This is a genomic window from Sphingobium sp. SA2, assembly GCF_032227065.1.
In the GTDB taxonomy this organism is placed as follows: Bacteria; Pseudomonadota; Alphaproteobacteria; order Sphingomonadales; family Sphingomonadaceae; genus Sphingobium.
This window is the reverse complement of record NZ_JAPMXX010000002.1, coordinates 154,603-172,358: the sequence shown is the minus strand read 5'-3', so window position 1 is coordinate 172,358 and position 17,756 is coordinate 154,603. Positions and strand designations below refer to the sequence as shown.

The following is a 17,756-nucleotide window of genomic DNA, read 5'->3' as shown; positions in this document are numbered from 1 at the left end:
GAAAATGCGTTTTGCGAATGATCTTTCGGACCCCAAGCAGCTCGGGATTGTGGAAATGCCCGTAAAGAGTGTCTTCCTCCTCAAGATCGACGTCAGGCCGGTATCCGAACATCATCGTCGAGGATGCCTGGCTATCACAGTCGATGAATAGGACGCGGTAGCCCTTCATCGAGAAATGCTGCGCCAAGTGCAACGCGATGGTGGACTTGCCCACGCCACCTTTGAAATTGCACACGGAGATGATCGCAGGCGTGTCCGCAGGATCGCGCCATGGACGGGTGCCGAACACCTCGCGCATGTGATCCAGTTCCTCGAGGGTATACTGAACCCGATGGCCCGATGCCGTCCGATCGCGCGCCGGCAGCCGCCCGTCCCGCTCTGCCTCACGGATCGCCGACGCGGTTCGCCCCACCAATGCCGCCGCCTTCGAGATCGAGAACGTCGGGCCCCTCTTCTTGCCCGTATCCGGATCTACCGCACTGTCGCGAATGCGCTTCAGGATCGTGAGGGCCTTGCGGTGAAGAACGTCCAGGCCGCCCTCGATCAGGTCGTCCGGCTGAGATAGAGGGTCTGTGGGCATGGTAATCCGCTTTTGTGAGTTTGATGCCCCCCAATAGCAATCTTGGCAGTTTGGAGCAATGATTGGCCACCACAGTTACAAACGTACCGATGATCTCCGAGCCGTTCGGGTCAAGCACCCAAAACGGCCTCGCCCGGAAAACTATTCGACCGATGATCTCCGTGCCGCTCGCGGAAGAACCCGAGTCGAGCGGTCAGTTGGCAATGCCGATAACCTACCTGTGGATAACCACCGATGATCTCAGTACTTTCCGATGATCTCGGTGCCTTAAACAAATGATCTCGGTGCACGCCGACCGATGATGTCGGAGCGCATACCTATTACTAGAATCAACCTATAAAAAACCGATTCGCGAATCGTTTTGAATTTTGAAAAATTGAAGGGCAGGGGTGCCCATTAGCCCAAACGGCACCGACATCATCGGTGTTTCTGCAAGTCTCAGGGCAATATCCGTCCCCAAACTGCCAACAGGGTTGATTTCATCGTCCAAACCTGTTGAGACAAGCCCATCAGAGCCCTCGACAGATTCGGGGGGAAGGGCGGACCATGAATGGAGATCAGCACAAGCCGCTGGGGCATCAATACGCGCTAGCCATGCTCAATGGCGGAGAGGCGAGCGTCCGCAAGCTCGCTACAACTGCCGGCACCCAGCTCACCCTAGATGCTTTTCTCCGCGTCCAGGACGAAGAACCCGTCCCGGCTTTTCTCCATTCCGCCTTGTGCGCAATGTCGCTGCCAACGAAGCGGCCCAAGGATGATACTCTGCCGATCGTCCGGGAGGATGGAAAATACGCGCTGGCCATCAATCCAAGACCCGTCCTTCAGAATGTGAACGGCAAGTCGGTGATGAAGAGCCTTGGTGTTCCTTACGGCGCCTATCCGAGAGTCGCTCTGATCTATCTTCTTTCACAAGCCGTCATGAAGCAGTCGCGTGACGTCTATCTCGGCAGAAATTTCACGGAATGGATGCGGCGGTTGGGGTATCAGACGGTCTCCTATGGACCGCGCGGAACCGCCAATCTGATGCGCGAGCAAGTGGATCGACTCCTCGCTTGCGAGTGGCAGATCCGCTGGGACGGGACCGAGGCCGACGACAACGCCTTTGCGGTTCGGGATGTGAAAATATCCAACGAATATGCCGGATCGCTCGATAAAAACGGCTCTTTTGCCCGCGAAATCCGCATGTCTGAGGTGTTCTACAGCCATCTCGTCGATCACGCCGTGCCTCTGAACGAAGTGGCTATCCGGGAGCTCAAGGGCACCCCGACCGCCCTCGATCTCTACACTTATCTTGCCTATCGACTCCCGCGGATCGGCTCCGACAAGGGTCAGATCATATCGTGGGACCAACTGGCTAAGCACCTCGGCAATGAAGCGGACAGCAAACGCTTCCGGCAGACAGTCCGAGAAACGATGCAGCTGGTGTCGGCGGTCTATCCGAACGCGAATGTCGATCTATCTGGGAAAAAGGTCATCCTGCACCCGTCACCGGCGCCCCTCGAGCGCAAGCTTGTCGGGCCGCATCTGCGTCTAGTGGGTGCGGCGACCCCCGAAACGGCACCGACATCATCGGTCCCGGCGCGTCGGGAATCGCCCAAGATCAGCGAACCGCTGTTGGCATTCCCTGCCGGATCGCTCGGCTTCGGCACACGCGAGCAGGTTTTCCGCTCCATCGGCTTGTCCAAAGGACATCCGTGGGCCGTAGACGCAATGGCAGACGCTTTTCGCGCCGGCTTCCCCGATCTCAAGAAGCCCCGACCCGAAAAGGAGTGGCTGCGCGTCTGGGAGGCCTTCGTCATCCGTTATGCTGAACGCCGCGCGAATCGGGCTGACGACTGACCGATGATCTCCGAGCCGTTCGAGTCGGAGCGGCCCAGAAGGAATCCTGTCTAGCAGACGGATCGAACGGAAAAGGGGAGGGGGGCCGAGCTGGTGAGCAGGAGGCACGATCATGCCGCTTACAGCAAGAAGACCCACCCAAGAACTGGTCGATATCGTCGGAGCCCTGGGAGGCACGTGGAGCGGGAATGTCGCGATGTGCCGCTGTCCGGCGCACAGTGATACCGATCCGAGCCTCTCGATCCGACAGGGCGACCGGGGCATCCTCGTCACCTGTTTCGCAGGCTGCGCCCGAGAGGACGTACTGCGAGAGCTCCGCCGCGTACGACCGGGCCAGCATTATCCCCAACCCCCACCAGCGCGCCCAGGCCGCCCAGCGAATGTCGAGCGGATCTGGGACCAGGCCCACGACGTCGGGGGCACTCTTGCCGAGCGCTATCTCGCACGACGCAATCTGCTCCCGCTGCCGATCGACATCCGGTTCCATCCGCGCTGCCCCTATCTTCCCAAACCAAAGACGCTCTTCCTTCCCGCGCTATTGATCGCAGTCCGCGAGATCAGAAAGCTCGTCGCCATCCAGCGCATCTTCCTCGATCCGCAGACTGCCGACTATGTCCGCAAGGTCATGCTCGGAACGCCGCTCGCCGGCGCCTGGCGGGGCGGGGAAGGGGGATCGACGCTTGCAGTCGCCGAGGGCTTCGAGACCGCGGCCGCCTTCACGAGACTCAGCTCTATCCCATGTTGGGCTTCCCTTGGAGCGCGGCGCCTCGATCAACTCGTCATCCCGCCCACCGTCACGACGCTTCTGATAGCGGAGGACAATGATCCCGAGGGCCGGCGAGCCGCCGCAAGCGCTGAAGTCCGATATGCCCGGCCCGACCTTGTCATCCGCCGCTTCCCTCCACCGCCGAAATTCAAAGACTGGGCAAAGGCCCTCGATGCTGACGCGCGGCTAAGCCGTCTCTAGTCGGCTCGCGCCGGAAGAGGGGAGGGGGATCGAGAGTGTGTGCTGCCGAGGGTGCAGCCACGCAGGAGATCCCCACATGACCGACCTTTTTCAAGCGCGCGCCCGCGCCGATCGTCTGGCTGCACGCCATCTCCTCCCATATTTGAGTTCGGGCGCACCGATCAGCCGCCGGCTCCTCAACGAGGCGATGGTTGCGACCTTTGGTGGCACCGATGCGGAAGGCCGCTGGACGCAGCGCGATAGTTTCGAGGTTCTCGAACACGCCGTCGCGCTCCATCTGCGCGCCGCGCGCCAGCAGATTTCGAGCACCGCCGACATCACCCCGATGATCGATCTCGCGAGCCGGCTTCCGACGCAAACGGTGCGCAGCGAAGACCAGCTCGAATGGCAGCAATTCTCGACGCCGGTCGACATCTCGGCCGTCGCGGTCCTTCTCGCCAACGTCCAGGTGGACGACATCATCCTCGAGCCCAGCGCCGGCAACGGTCTTCTCATTGCCCAGATCGGCGCGCATCACGCCCTCCACCTCAACGAGCTTGATCCGACCCGCCGCGGGCGCCTCGGCGATGTCTTCCCGGATGCCATCATCACCGGTCATGACGGGGCGACGATCAACTCCACGCTTTCCAGCGCCGACCGTCCGACGCTCATCATCATGAACCCGCCATTCTCGCGCTCGCTCGGTAGGGGCGCCGACGACTATGCGGCCGTGCGCCATCTGCAGGCAGCGATCCGGCGGCTGCGGTCAGGTGGTCGCCTGGTCGCCATCATGCCCGACTGGTTCGGTCCGAGCGCCAGAATGCGCGATCAGTACGAGACGGTGCTCCGCGACGTCACCGTGTGCACCGCGATCCGGCTCGAGAAATGCTATCTCAAGCACGGCACCTCGATTGCCGTCCGGCTGTTCGTGATCGACAAATTGCCGGGCAAGGCGCCGCCGGCGATCATACAACGATCGTCAGTTACCGATCTGCTCGATGCGCTGGTCATCACTGACCGCTCGCCTGCACGGATTGATCAGCCAGCTCCCGCGCCGAAGCGATCCAGCGGCATTTCAATGTTCCGCGCCGTCAAGAGCAGCCGGCCTGAACCCCGGTCCTATCACGCCCCCGTTCGCAATGACGTGTTGCCTGTCGACTATACCAAGCTCGACACGCCGGCGCCCTTGCTCGACCAGACCGGCGTATATCTGCCCTATCGGCCGAGCCGCATCGTCTTCGACAAGGCAGGCGACCATCCGACTCCCTTGGTCGAGTCGGTCGCGATGGGATCGATCCCGGCGCCGCTTCCCGACTATCTTCCGCGCCTGCCCGAACGGACCGTCGCCGAACGGCTGCTGTCTGCCTCGCAGCTCGAAACTGTCGTCTATGCCGGGCACGCCTGGTCGCAGACGATCCCCGGCCGCTTCAAGCCGAACAAGGAGGGGGTCGGCCTCACGCTCGCCGAAGACGGCGATACCTATCGCAAGGGGTTTTTCCTTGGCGACGGCACCGGGGCGGGCAAGGGCCGCCAGATCGCAGCGTGCATCCTCGACAACTGGCTCCAAAGCCGCCGTCGCAACATCTGGGTGACGAAGAACGCGCCCTTGCTGGAGGACGCGCGCCGCGACTGGACCGCACTCGGCGGTCTGAGCGGTGATATCCAGCCCATCTCCAACTGGAAGATCGACGAGCCCATCAGGCTGGACCAGGGTGTGCTGCTCGTCACCTATCCCACGCTGCGCTCGCTGCGCGGCGATCACAGCCGGCTGAAGCAGATCACCGATTGGGCGGGCGCCGATTTCGAGGGGGTCATTGCATTCGACGAGGCCCATGAGATGGGCGGTGTCGCAGGCGGCGAGGGCGCCCTTGGCGCCAAGGAGGGATCGCAGCAGGGGATCTGCGGCGTTCTTCTCCAGAACCAGCTTCCCAGCGCCCGCGTCCTTTATGCGTCCGCAACCGGCGCCTCGGACGTGAATAATCTCGCCTACGCGGTGCGCCTCGGGCTTTGGGGTCCGGAGACGGCCTTTGCCGATCGCGAGCAGTTTATCGGCGGCATCCGCAAAGGCGGCATCGCCGCTATGGAACTCGTCGCCCGCGACCTCAAGGCGACCGGCCTCTACATGGCGCGAGCGCTCAGCTTTTCCGGAGTCGAATACGATATTCTGAAGCATGAGCTGACGCCCGCCCAGATCGAGATCTACGACACCTATGCCGATGCCTGGTCGATCATTCATCAGAACATGGAAAAGGCGCTCGAACTCACCAGCGTCGTCGATGGCCTGGAGAATGCCACGCTCAACAGCGGTGCCAAAGCCTCGGCACGGTCGCGGTTCGAATCCACGAAGCAACGCTTCTTCGGCCAGGTGTTGCTGTCGATGAAGCTCCCGACGGTGATCGCCGCGGTCAAAGCCCATATCGAGAGCGATCAGTCGGTCGTAATGCAGCTCGTCACGACTGCCGAATCCATTCTCGATCGGCGCCTGGGGGCGCTCAGCCCCGACGAGCGCGCGGACCTCGAAATCGACCTTTCTCCCCGCGAATATGTCATCGACTATCTCGAGCGGGCATTCCCCACCCGTCAAATGCGCGTGTTCACCGATGACACCGGGACGCCGCGGTCGGTCCCCATGGAAGACGAGTTTGGCAATCCGGTCTACAACCCCGAGGCCGAGGCCGCGCGCGCGCAGCTGATCGAGCATCTCTGCGCGTTGCCCCCGATCATGTCGGCGCTGGACGGTCTGCTCGAGCATTTCGGTCACGACTTCGTCGCCGAGGTCACGGGACGGACGAAGCGGCTCATTTCGACCGGCGATGGCCGCCAAAAGCTCGAGACGCGCTCCACCCGGACCAGCCAGGCCGAGGCTGCCGCGTTCATGGATGGGCGCAAGCGCATCCTGATCTTCTCCGACGCCGGCGGCACCGGCCGTTCGTATCACGCCTCCCGCGATGTCACGAACCAGCAGCAGCGCGTCCACCTGCTGCTCGAACCGGGCTGGCGCGCGGACCGCGCGATCCAGGGGCTCGGCCGCACCCACCGGACCCATCAAGCGAGCACGCCGCTGTTCCGGCCGGTGACGACCGACTGCAAGGGCGAACTCCGCTTCACCAGCACCATTGCGCGCCGTCTCGACAGCCTGGGCGCGCTGACCCGCGGCCAGCGCCAGACCGGAGGACAGAACCTGTTCGATCCGGCCGACAACCTCGAAAGCGAATATGCGTGCGCCGCGCTTGTGAGCTGGTTTCATCTGCTCGTCGGCGGCAAGCTCAAGAGCGTCTCTCTTGCAGACTTCGAACGTCGAACCGGCCTCGAGCTTTGCGACAAGGACGGCGTGATGAAGGAGGAGCTCCCACCGATCCAGCGCTGGCTCAACCGCATCCTCGCGCTTCCGATCGGCCTCCAGAACTCAATCTTCGACGAATTCCTGTCGCTTGTGGAAACGCGGGTATCGGCTGCTCGAGAAGCCGGCAGGCTCGATGTCGGTGTCGAGACGATCCTCGTCGATACAGCGACCCTGATCGACGACACGCTCCTGCGAACCGATCCCGTGAGCGGCGCCACGTCGCATCTTCTCACGATCGAGATCGCCCACCGCCGCACGCCCGTGTCGCTGGAGCGCATTCTGCTCATCGCCGATGCCGACGGCACGGCCGAATTTCTGGTCAACGGAAAATCGGGGAAGGTCGCTCTTCAGACTCGGGCCCGCGCGCTCATGGAGGAGAAAGAGGGCACACCGATCCCGCGCTTCGAGCTCATGCGCCCCACACGCCGCGAATATATGCGGGAGGACGAACTCTTCGAAAGCGCGTGGACGAAGTTCGATCGCGACGCCTTTTCGGCGAAGTGGCTCGAAGAAGCCGATGAGGCGGCGACCAAGGTCGACACGGAGACGATCCGCCTCGCCACGGGTCTCTTGCTCCCGATCTGGTCCGCGCTGCCCAGCGACCATCTTGTCGTCAACCGCATCGCCGACAAGGCGGGCAACAGCTGGCTCGGCCGCCTCGTCTTCGACGATCATGTCGTGCAGCTCTTCACCAAGCTCGGCATCGACCGCGCCGAGAACATGCCGCCGAAGGACATCGTCAAATCGGCCTTCTCCGGTCGCAGCGTCGACCTCACGCGGCCGTTTCCGATGACCATCAGACGCGCACTGGTAAACGGCTTGCCGCGCATCGAGCTGGTCGGCGCTCCCTCGCAGCAACTCACTTGGCTCAAGTCGATCGGCTGTTTCACCGAGGTCATCCAATATCGCACCCGCGTGTTCCTGCCGCTGCCCACGGCGGCGGAGACGCTGGATCGGCTTCTCCTCGGTGTTTCGGGATCGGCCGATGCGCCCTTGGGAAGCGGCCCGGGGACGGCCTGAGGAAGAGGGAAGGGGGATCGGGGGTGGTGTCCGGAATGTGCCGGATGCCAAGAGGAGTTACCCCTGTGATCCAGACCATGAAACTCAGCAAGCTGCGGCTTTCGCCGATCAACGTCCGTCGGCTCCCCGAGGAGAAGCTGCAGATCCCGCAGATGGCGGCCGACATCGAGGCCCGCGGCGTTCTCCAGAACCTGCTCGTCACACCTGCCAAAAAGCCGCGCGGCACTTTCGAAGTGTTCGACGGCGGCCGGCGGCTCCGCGCGCTCCAGCGTCTCGCCGAAGCCGGCACCATCAAGGCCGACGAATACGATGTTCCGGTGATGGTTCTCCAGGCTGACGAGGCGACGCTCTCGGAAACCTCGACCGCTACCAACTTCCAGCAGCTCAAGATGACACCGGCCGAGGAATGCCGCGCGTTCCAGCATTTCATCGGCACGACCGGCGACATCGATGCGGTCGCCAAGCGATTCGGCGTCACGCGCCGGTTCGTCGAAGGCCGGCTGCGGTTGGCGTCTCTTGCAGAACCGATCTTCGAAGCGCTCAGCACGGGCGAGATCACCCTCGATGTCGCCAAGGCCTATGCATCGACCGAGAATCAGGAGAAGCAGCTGCTGGTCTGGAACAGCTACCAGAACAGCTACGTGACCGCCGACACCATTCGGCGTGTCATCGCCAACGAGACGCTGAAGGCGAACGATCCCATCGCCATCCTCGTCGGCGAAGAACGCTACCGGGAGGCCGGCGGCAAGGTCGATGGGGACCTGTTCACCGACGGCAACGATCGCTGGGTCAACCCCGAGGTCGCGCACCGGCTCGCCGGCGAGATCATGGAAGCCGAGGCCAAGCGCATCGGCGAGGAGACGGGTCTCGCCTGGATCCGCCCGATCGCCAGCAACTATGCGCACAATGCAGCGCACGGTCTTTACCGCGCCATCCTGCAGCCCCCGGCGCTGACCGAGGAACAGGCTGCTCGCCTGGTCGAAATCGAAGAACGCCGCAGTGAACTCGAGATGGAGATGCAGGACGAGTCTGTTTCGGAAGAGGACTTCAAGCTCCTCGACCAGGAAGACGATCGCCTCATCGCCGAGGCCGAAGCGATCGAGAATCGCGCGCCCGTCCTTCCCGACGAGCTGAGGCAGCACGTTGGCGCGTTCCTGCTTCTCACGCCGCAGGGCGAAATGCGGCTCGACACCCAATATTACAGCGAGCAGCAGATCCTCATCGACGAGCCGACCGGCGAAGACGGCGGGGAGGGCGAAGACGGCGAACGCGCCGCTGGCGGCTTCCGTGTCGGTGGTACCGAGCCCTCGGAACCGAAATACCGGCCGGAGGCGGTGGCCCCGGGCGGAAAGCCGCTCAGTGCCCGCCTTTACGACGAATTGGCGATGCAGCGACGGGACATTCTCGCGTCCTGCCTGCTCGCTCAGCCGGCCCTGGCTCTCGATTACGCGCTCTTCGCCATGATCGATGCGCGCACGAACTCGTCGAGCCGATACAGCTACAACTCGGTCAAATACGGCACGACGATCCGCGCAAGCGGGCCGCAAGATCCCACGACGGGCGACATGCCGACGTCGCGCGCGCGCGATTATCTGTCGGAGGCACACGAAGGGCTCGAGGCGGCGTGGACCGAACACCAAAGCGAGGTCGATCGGTTCGAAGCGTTCCGCGCGCTGGACGATGACAGCAAGGCTAACTGGCTCGCCTACATCGTCGCGATGTCGCTCGAGGCGAAACCAGGCATGAGCAACGAGCAGATCCCGCTCCATAACCGTCTTGCGTCGATCCTCGACATCGACGTCGCGAGCTGGTGGCGGCCGACGTCGGAGAACTTCTTCGATCGGGTGAACAAGGGCAGCATCCTGAGCCTGCTGAACGACATCGGCGGACCGGCGCTCACGGCTCGCCACGCCTCGCTCAAGAAGACCGAGATCTCGGAAAGCTGCCAGAAGCTGTTCGCCGGCGACTCGATCGTCGAACCCGAGGTCAAGGAGGCCGCGCTCGCCTGGGTGCCGAACGCGATGCGGTTCCTCGATGTGGTTGCCGAGGAGACGGTCGAAACCGCCGAGACCGAGGACGAGGACGTTGCTGCCGAGGGGGACGTCGCCGACGCGGCCGAACCCTCGCCCGACGCGCCTGCGGTGTTGGCCGAGAACGAGGACGTCGTGCAGGAACCCGCGAACGCCTGATTGGCAACCGCACGGGGTCGGCAGCACGCGCTGACGATCCCATTCACCCAGCACCCTCCTCCTGGGCAACTGACCGCCGGCGCCATCAGGTGTCGGCGGTCTTTCTTTGTCTTCTACCGGAGCACTCGTCATGTCCGCCCAATCGAGGCCGAGCCGCGACGTCGCGGCCGAAATCACCAATCTCATCATCCGGAAGCTCGAAGAAGGCGTGCCTCCCTGGAGCCGCCCCTGGCGCGTGGAGGGCAGCGGAGGCCGACCACTGCGTCATTGCGGCACGCCCTATACCGGCATCAACACCTTCTACCTTTGGGCGATCGCCGACGCGCAGGGCTACCGCTCGCGCTACTGGATGACGTTTCGCCAGGCGGAGGCGCTCGGCGGTCATGTACGGCGCGGCGAGCACGGTTCGCTGTCGGTCTATTATTCGAGCTTCAAGAAGCTCGAGTCGAACCCGGTAACCGGCGCCGAGAAAGAGCGGAGCATCCGCTTCCTGCGGCATTACATCGTTTTCAACGCCGACCAAATCGACGGTCTTCCGCCTTATTTCTATCCCGAGGCCGAGGAGCCGGCGCCGATCGACCCGTCAGTCCATCAAGGCGCGATCGACCGGTTTTTCGACGCCATCCCGGTGGAGGTTCGGCACGGCGGCGACCGTGCGTACTTCAGTCCGACCTTCGATTATATTCAAATGCCACATCAACGAAGCTTCCGGACGATGGACCATTACGCATCGGTCCGCGCCCACGAGACCACCCACTGGTCAGGCGGCACCAGCCGGCTCGCACGGACGTTCGGCAAGCGCTTCGGCGACAAGGCTTATAGCTTCGAGGAGCTGGTCGCCTTATCTGGACAGTCTGCGCCGTCCGCAACATTGCAGTAAGGTCGGCGATGGACGCCCACGGTAGGCAGTTATCAGGCTGGCCGTAGCGCTGACCCAAGAGCTGGCGGAGGCCAGCCTGATAGCTGCCGGGCCATAGGGCGCAACGGTGCGAGGTCAGTTTCCGGGTGGGGGGTCCGGGGGGAGGGTTTCGCGCCGGTGTCGATCATTGCTGTTTGCGAGCGGCGCGAGGCCAGGGGCCTCGATGCGCATGTGCCGCTGATCCTGCGTGGCGATGCGCTCTATCATCCCGATCTGGATCGCTTCTTTCTCGACCTGCCGCTGTCGGGGGTCCGTTCGCGGCACTCGCTTCGCGCCTACGCCTATGATGTCGCGGTCTGGCTTCGCTTTCTCGATGCCTGCGGCAAGACCGTGTGGGCTGCGACCCGCGACGATGTCGGCGCCTATCATCGTGAGCGACGCCGCGACGAGGCCGATCACCGGATCACGGCGGCAAGCTGGAACCGGGCCGTCGCCAGCCTCGATCGCCTCTACCGCTGGGGCGAGCAGCAAGGGCTGATCGCCGACGCGCCGTTCAGCCGCCGCGCCGTTTGGCGACCGGCGCAGGGTGGCCGTCGCGGCATGATCGCGGCGCGCAACGACGCCTATGAGCGCGTCGCCAGGCGGTCGGACGTCCGGTTCGTCACGATGGACGATTACCGCATTTTCCGCGAGCTCGGCCTGCGCGGGCTCACCCCTGACGGCACGGAGCGCCCCGGCGCTCGCGATCGCAACGGGCTGCGCAACGCGCTATTCGCCGATCTTCTCGTCACCACCGGCCTGCGCCTCGAAGAGGCGTCGGGCCTGCTCACTGCCGAGCTCGCGGCGATCGACCGCGAGGACGGTGACGTCCAACAACTTTGGTTGCCCCTTCCGCCGCCGCTCACCAAGGGCGACCGCGGACGCAGCGTTCTGGTCCCACGCCGGCTGCTTCGTCAGATCGCCGCCTATGTCGCGGTCGAGCGCGCCGCGGGCGTGGCCAAGTTCGCCGCGCGCGACGGTGCGGCCAGCTTCGACCGACCGATCCCTGTCACCCGCGCCGGTCTCGACCGCATGCGCGATATCTGCACCCCGGAGGAACGATGCCGCCTGATCCTGTGCGACGAGGATGGAACGCCCCGCGAGCCGGCGGCGCTATGGCTGACCGAGGTCGGCCAGCCTGTCCGCCCCAACTCGTGGGAGGTGATCTTCACCCGCGCCTGCAAGCGGTGCGCACAGAACGGCTTCCCGCTGTCGATCAGCCCGCACCAGCTTCGCCACGCCTTCGCAGTCCATATGCTCGCCTTGCTGATCCAGCAGCGGCTGCGCGAAGCGGCATTGCCGGTGGGGCCGGTGGAGAGCTATCGGCTGATCCTGGGCGACCCGCTGCAACAGGTGCAACGCCTGCTTGGCCACGCCAGCCTCACCACCACCTATATCTACCTCGACCATATCGCGACCCGCGCCGATACGGTGGACGCGGCCGTCGAGGGGCTGCTGGCGTTACTGCCGGGGCCGCAAGGCGTATGAGCGGGCGTCCCCGCAAGGGCCGGCCTGTCGCCTTTGCGCCGATCACGCCGGAGCGATCGCAGCCCGATCCTGTGCTCGGCCTCAAGTTCACCATCGAGGCGCGGCATGGCGGAACGGTCCTAGTCGATATGACCGGGCTCGATCCTCGCCCACTCGCCATCGCTTTCGCCGGTGCGCTGCGTCGATCGGCGGCGCTCGGCGGCCCCATCGGTGCGGCCAGCGTCATCAAGCAGTATGTTCAGGTCTATCGCCACTTCTTCGCCTGGCTTGGCGATGATGCGCCGGAGGTGACCGGCGTCAACGACCTGCGCGCAGTCCATATCGATGGCTTTGCGTCCGCGCTCGAACGGCGTGGGATGGGCGCGATCCACCGGCACATAACGGTCGGCAAGGTCATCAACACGCTGCGCGCGATCGAGGCAGACCGGCCCGATCGGATCGCGCCCGACCTGCATGAGCGGCTGCGCTACACGCTGGCCACTTCGGCGGGCCGCTCGACCCCGCGCGATGCCTATAGCCCCTTCGTCGCCCGCGCGCTGCGCGACGCCGCGAGGGCCGATATCGAAGCGATGCTTCGCCGCCTCGGCGCCGACGACCGCACTGATGAGGGCGACCCTGTCGTCGCCAGGGCGCGCGCCGATGTCGAAGCGATCATCGCGCGGCAGGGCTTTATCGTCGCAGACCAGCCCGCGCTGAAGCGCCTCTATTTCATGCGCATGCGGCGCGGATTGCCGATCAGCACGCTCATCGACGACCTGCATGGCCGCCATCATCTGCTCGCGCGCGATCTGCCGGCGCTGCTCGTGCTGCTCACGCTCGATACCGGCCTCGAGCCGGAGTGCCTGAAGACGCTGACCGTGGATTGTCTCACCAACCCGCATGCCGGCACGGTGGAGCTACGCTATCTGAAGCGCCGCGCCCGCGGTGCCGAGCACAAGAGCATGCGGGTCCGCGATGGTGGTAGCGGCACACCCGGCGGCCTCATGCGTCGCCTGATCGACGTCACCGCCGTCGCACGCGAGCATCTGACCGACGATTGCCTCTGGCTCTATCACAACGTTGGCGGCCTTCGCGCCGGCATCGTCGATCCCAAGTTCCAACTCGCCGCCTGGGCTCGTCGCCATGGTATCGCCGGCGATGATGGGAAGCCGCTCCATCTGCTGCTTTCCCGGCTGCGCAAGACCCACAAGGCGCTATGGTACACCAAGACCGAGGGGCATATGGCCCCCTTCGCGGTCGGTCACACCCGCGAGGTCGCGGCGCGCCACTATGCCGATCTGCCGTCGCTCCGGCCGTTGCACGAGGCGGCCGTCGCCGATGCCTTCCGCGCAGCGGTCGCTGCGGCGATGCCGACCGTGCTTCCACCCACCGCCGAGCAGGCGCTGCGCGAAGCGCCCGAACAGGTCGCGTCGCTGATGTCGGCTGATACGGTTGGTCCGGTGCTCGACGGCGAACAGGATGTCTGGCTCGCCGCCTGCGCGGGCTTCCATAGCAGTCCTTTCGCCGAGCCCGGTTCGCCCTGCGCGCAGCCCTTCTGGGGCTGCCTCGATTGTCCCAACGCCGTCATCACCGCGCGCAAGCTCCCCGCGATCCTCGCCTTTCTCGCGTTCGTCGAAGAGCAGCGATGCAGCCTGCCGGCGAGCGACTGGGCCGCCAAGTTCGGCCGCGTCCACACCCGGATCACGGTCCAGGTCCTGCCGGTCTTCTCCGATGCCGTTATCGCCGAAGCGCGCCGGCAGATGGGGAGCGAACGGCTCTATCTGCCGCCGGAGGCACGCGCATGACCACGCCCGTCCATGCCCTCGTGCCCGCGTTCGACGATCGCCCTGTGCTGGCGAGCGCGCCGCTCAAGGCGGGCCATGCCCGCGAGGAGCTGTCGCACGTCGGCGACCCGACCTGGGATCTCGGTCCCGCCGTCTTCCGCGAGAACGCTCGGCGCTGCCACGTCACCGTGCATTTCGACGTGCTCGAACATGCCGATGTGCAGGCGGCAATGCGCGCCTATCTCTACGCCCGCCTCAACGTCGGTCTTCCCGGCTACCACCCGAAGCTGCCGCCCGCCAGCATCCGACAGGCATTCAACCGGGCTCGCCGGTTCTTCGCCTTCGCGCGCGAGCGGCTTGGGCGGCTCGACCTGGGCCGCATCGATCAGGCGCTGATCGACGCTTATGCGCGCCACCTGCGGGATGATTCAGCGCGGCGCCCCGTCATCGTCGGCCAGCTCTTGCAGGTGGTCACCGATCTCTACCATCTCCGGGATCACCTGCCTGGAGGCGGTCTCGGGTTCGAGCCGTGGGCCGGGCAAGCGGCTGCGCGCGTCGCCGGATATCGGCATGTGCGCGAGAACCGCACCCCACGCATGCCGGAGGAGATTGTCACGCCGCTGCTCGCCTGGTCGCTGCGCTATGTCACGACCTTCGCGACCGATATTCTGGCGGCTCGGGTCGCGCTCGATCGGCTCGAGGCAGTCCGCGCTCGGCTGCTCGCCGCCGAACGCGGACTGCCTGATGCAGAGCGCCGCCTGCGGCAGCGCGCGCGCCTCGAGCGCTATCTCGCGCGCCGAGCCCGGCAAGGACGCGGCGTGCCCATCTGGACGACGGCACACAACGGCGCCACGCGCATCGATCCCCTCACCGGGGATGCAACCCCGCCGATCAACGCCCATCTCCTCCATTTGCATGCCGGCATCGATGCCGTCGCCGAGCCGGCCATGCATCTCATGCTCACTACCGGCGCACCGGATGTCATTCGCGAAGCGGTTGCATCGCTTGGTACCGAGGTCGGCGGCATGGACACGCCGATCTCGATCGCTCCCGAGAGCGGTCGGCCATGGCGTGCCCGCTTCGACGTGAAGACCCTAGCGATCGAGGAGCGGATGCTGCAGGCCGCCGCCTATATCGTATGCGCCTATCTGACCGGCATGCGCGACTGCGAGGTCCAGGCGATGCGGCGCGGCTGCCTCTCGATCGCGCGCAGCGAAGACGGCCTGATCGAGCGGCAACGCGTCCGATCGACCCTCTACAAGCGCCGATCGAGCGCCGGTGAGTCGGCGAGCTGGGTGACGATCGAACCGGTGGCCGAGGCGATCACGGTGCTCGAACGGCTGTCGGAACACGCGGCACGGAAGACTGGAAGCGACACGCTCTGGCCGGTGCTTCGTCCCCGCGCTGTCACCAAGACGCATCTGTCGAGCGAGGTGGTCCGCCAGCTCAACGCCTTCCGCGACCACCTCAACACCGTCTTCGGCAGCCCCGATGCGCCGGTCATCCCACCCGGCCCCGATGGCAAGCCGTGGCGCATCACGACGCGGCAGTTCCGGCGCACCATCGCGTGGCACATCGCCAACCGTCCGTTCGGCACCATCGCCGGCATGATCCAGTACAAGCATGCCTCGGTCGCCGCTTTCGAGGGCTATGCCGGGACCAGTGGATCGGGGTTTCGCGCAGAGGTCGAGGCGCAGCGCCGGCTCGGTCAGATTGACGATCTGCTGGACTATTTCGACCGGCGGCAGGGCGGCGCATCACTCGGCGGACCGGCGGGACCACGCATCGCGCGGACCCTCGACGATGCCGCCGTTGAGCTCGGGCCACTGCCCGCCATGATCGCCGATCGGGCCCGCCTGCGCGTCATGCTCGCCAGCGTCGCGCGCACCTTCCACGTCGGTCTGCTCGCGGATTGCTTCTTCGATCCCGCGACCGCGCTCTGCCTCAAGCGCGTGACGACCCCCGATCCCAGGCAGCCGCTCACCGCTCTGTGCGAGCCGACCCGCTGCCCCAACGCCTGTATCACCGGCCGCCACAGGCCGGCGTGGGAGCGCGCGGCCGATGATGCCAGGGCGCATTTACGCGAACGGCGCATGTCCGATCTCCAGCGCCGCGCGCTTGAGGGCGAGCTTGACCGCCTGACCGCGGTGATTGCCGGGATCGACCCTCCCGCGCCGTAGACCACCCCGGCTGTTGGCGGAGTCCTGCGCCGGTCGGCGCACCCGCGCAACGGCTTCGCCGTCCTCCGCTTCGCTGCGGCCCTGACGGGTGCGCGAGCCCCCTGTGCCCGGCGCGAACGGGCCTCCGCCGCCGGGGATGGTCCCCGGCGCGAGAACGGAGAACAGATCATGTCAGCCTCACCACGCTCAGACGTCTATGCGCGCGTCACCGACGCGATCGTCGCCGCGATCGAAGCCGGCACCGGCACCTGGCGCATGCCGTGGCATCATTCTGGCGCCGACGTCACCCGCCCGACCAACGTCGCCAGCGGCAAGCCCTATCGCGGCATAAATACGGTCTCGCTCTGGGCGGCCGCCTATGGCAGCGGCTATGCGAGCGGGGTCTGGGGCACCTATCGCCAGTGGCAGGCGCTCGGCGCGCAGGTCCGCAAGGGCGAGCACGCCAGCCTCGGCGTCCTCTGGAAGGAGTTTCGCGCGAAGGGCGATGACGCCGGCGACGATGACGACCACCGACGGCTTTTCGCCAAGGCATTCAGCCTGTTCAACGCCGATCAGGTCGATGGCTATGCGCCCGAACCGGGGCCGGTCCTGCCCGAGAGCGAACGCCTCGCCGCCGCCGAAGCCTTCATCGCCGCGCTCGGCATCGATACCGTCTACGGCTCGGCCAGTGCCTATTATCACATCGCCGAAGACCGCATCCACTTGCCGGATTTCAGCGCCTTCCACGACGCCCACGGCTTCTATGCCACCCACATTCACGAAGCGGCTCATGCCAGTGGCGCAGTCCATCGGCTCGACCGGGATTTCAGCGCCAAGTGGACCAGGCACGCGCTCGCGATGGAGGAAGCAACCGCCGAGCTGACCGCATCGTTCCTGCTTGCCGATCTCGGGATCGCGCACGAACCGCGACCCGATCATGCGGCCTACATCGCCTCCTGGCTGCAACTGCTCAAGGACGAGCCTCGGGCGATCTTCACCGCGGCGAGCAAGGCGCAGGCGGCAGCCGACTGGATGCACGCCCGACAGCCGTAATGCTCACGCGACCCGCACTTCGGCGCCAAGTGTGTCGAGCAGCGGACAGCCCGGATCCCGACCGGCATCGCAGGCGCGCACCGAGTCGGCCAGAACCCGTTCCATCCGCTTGAGGTCCGCGATCCGCGCGCGTACGTCCTTCAGGTGCGACGCCGCGAGCTCGCGCACCTCGGCGCAGGAGGCCTGACCGCCAACCGCGAGTCCGAGCAAGGCGCGTACCTCGTCCAGGGTAAAGCCCAGCTCCCTCGCGCGGCGCACGAAGCCCAGGCGAGCCACGTCCTCCCGGCCATAGCTGCGGTAGCGGCCCCGCCGCGGCGGAGCGGGCAGCAGCCCGATCCGCTCGTAATAGCGGATCGTCTCGATGTTGCATCCGGTGCGGCGTGAGAGTTCGCCGATCTGGATCGCGCCGGTTGCGGCCATCCCCAAAATACCTCTTGAGTCTGTAGTCGCTACAGATGTTAGGATAGCTCAATGCCCG

The 17,756-nt window shown here is 65.3% G+C and carries 10 protein-coding genes and 1 pseudogene; 9 read left to right on the top strand and 2 right to left on the bottom strand.

Features of this window, described 5'->3' with window-relative positions; translation table 11 throughout:
- The coding region (locus OVY48_RS06695) for an AAA family ATPase (protein WP_313922226.1) at positions 1–580 on the bottom strand (580 nt) is incomplete at its 3' end.
- A 546-nt stretch (positions 581–1,126) separates the two neighbouring features.
- On the opposite strand from OVY48_RS06695, the gene OVY48_RS06690 reads away from it, so the two are divergent.
- The 9 genes and pseudogenes from OVY48_RS06690 to OVY48_RS06650 all read left to right on the top strand — a co-directional run bounded on the left by OVY48_RS06690 (position 1,127) and on the right by OVY48_RS06650 (position 17,278).
- Entirely contained in the window at positions 1,127–2,419 is a 1,293-nt protein-coding gene (locus OVY48_RS06690; protein ID WP_313922225.1) for a replication protein RepA, read from the top strand.
- A gap of 112 nt (positions 2,420–2,531) precedes the next feature.
- Positions 2,532–3,386 carry a toprim domain-containing protein gene (locus OVY48_RS06685; RefSeq protein WP_313922224.1) on the top strand — a complete coding sequence of 285 codons (855 nt, stop codon included), beginning with the start codon at positions 2,532–2,534 and terminating at the stop codon, positions 3,384–3,386.
- A gap of 76 nt (positions 3,387–3,462) precedes the next feature.
- Positions 3,463–7,728: a strawberry notch-like NTP hydrolase domain-containing protein gene (locus OVY48_RS06680; RefSeq protein ID WP_313922222.1), complete on the top strand. Its 4,266-nt coding sequence runs from the start codon at positions 3,463–3,465 to the stop codon at positions 7,726–7,728.
- Between the two features lie 65 nt (positions 7,729–7,793).
- Positions 7,794–9,917 carry a ParB/RepB/Spo0J family partition protein gene (locus OVY48_RS06675; protein WP_313922221.1) on the top strand — a complete coding sequence of 708 codons (2,124 nt, stop codon included), beginning with the start codon at positions 7,794–7,796 and terminating at the stop codon, positions 9,915–9,917.
- A gap of 130 nt (positions 9,918–10,047) precedes the next feature.
- Positions 10,048–10,791 (top strand): annotated as a pseudogene (locus OVY48_RS06670) (ArdC family protein); the annotation flags it as partial.
- 162 nt (positions 10,792–10,953) lie between these two features.
- Positions 10,954–12,303, top strand: a complete 1,350-nt coding sequence (locus OVY48_RS06665; RefSeq protein ID WP_016744724.1) for a tyrosine-type recombinase/integrase — start codon at positions 10,954–10,956, stop codon at positions 12,301–12,303.
- Positions 12,300–14,087: a hypothetical protein gene (locus tag OVY48_RS06660; RefSeq protein ID WP_313922220.1), complete on the top strand. Its 1,788-nt coding sequence runs from the start codon at positions 12,300–12,302 to the stop codon at positions 14,085–14,087. The genes OVY48_RS06665 and OVY48_RS06660 overlap by 4 nt, the downstream gene beginning before the upstream one ends.
- A complete protein-coding gene (locus tag OVY48_RS06655; RefSeq protein WP_313922219.1) occupies positions 14,084–16,246 on the top strand; it encodes an integrase in 2,163 nt (720 codons plus the stop codon). The genes OVY48_RS06660 and OVY48_RS06655 overlap by 4 nt, the downstream gene beginning before the upstream one ends.
- A 168-nt stretch (positions 16,247–16,414) precedes the next feature.
- Positions 16,415–17,278, top strand: a complete 864-nt coding sequence (locus OVY48_RS06650; protein ID WP_016744721.1) for an ArdC family protein — start codon at positions 16,415–16,417, stop codon at positions 17,276–17,278.
- A gap of 3 nt (positions 17,279–17,281) precedes the next feature.
- Here OVY48_RS06650 and OVY48_RS06645 read toward each other — a convergent pair whose 3' ends face one another.
- Positions 17,282–17,698, bottom strand: a complete 417-nt coding sequence (locus OVY48_RS06645) for a MerR family transcriptional regulator (protein ID WP_016744720.1) — start codon at positions 17,696–17,698, stop codon at positions 17,282–17,284.
- Positions 17,699–17,756 lie beyond the last annotated feature (58 nt).

Bases quoted from the DNA above. Each gene is read 5' to 3' on its own strand.
- OVY48_RS06650 (WP_016744721.1), top strand. From the start codon at position 16,415: ATGTCAGCCTCACCACGCTCAGACGTCTATGCGCGCGTCACCGACGCG.
- OVY48_RS06685 (WP_313922224.1), top strand. From the start codon at position 2,532: ATGCCGCTTACAGCAAGAAGACCCACCCAAGAACTGGTCGATATCGTC.
- OVY48_RS06690 (WP_313922225.1), top strand. From the start codon at position 1,127: ATGAATGGAGATCAGCACAAGCCGCTGGGGCATCAATACGCGCTAGCC.
- OVY48_RS06660 (WP_313922220.1), top strand. From the start codon at position 12,300: ATGAGCGGGCGTCCCCGCAAGGGCCGGCCTGTCGCCTTTGCGCCGATC.
- OVY48_RS06655 (WP_313922219.1), top strand. From the start codon at position 14,084: ATGACCACGCCCGTCCATGCCCTCGTGCCCGCGTTCGACGATCGCCCT.
- OVY48_RS06680 (WP_313922222.1), top strand. From the start codon at position 3,463: ATGACCGACCTTTTTCAAGCGCGCGCCCGCGCCGATCGTCTGGCTGCA.
- OVY48_RS06645 (WP_016744720.1), bottom strand. From the start codon at position 17,698: ATGGCCGCAACCGGCGCGATCCAGATCGGCGAACTCTCACGCCGCACC.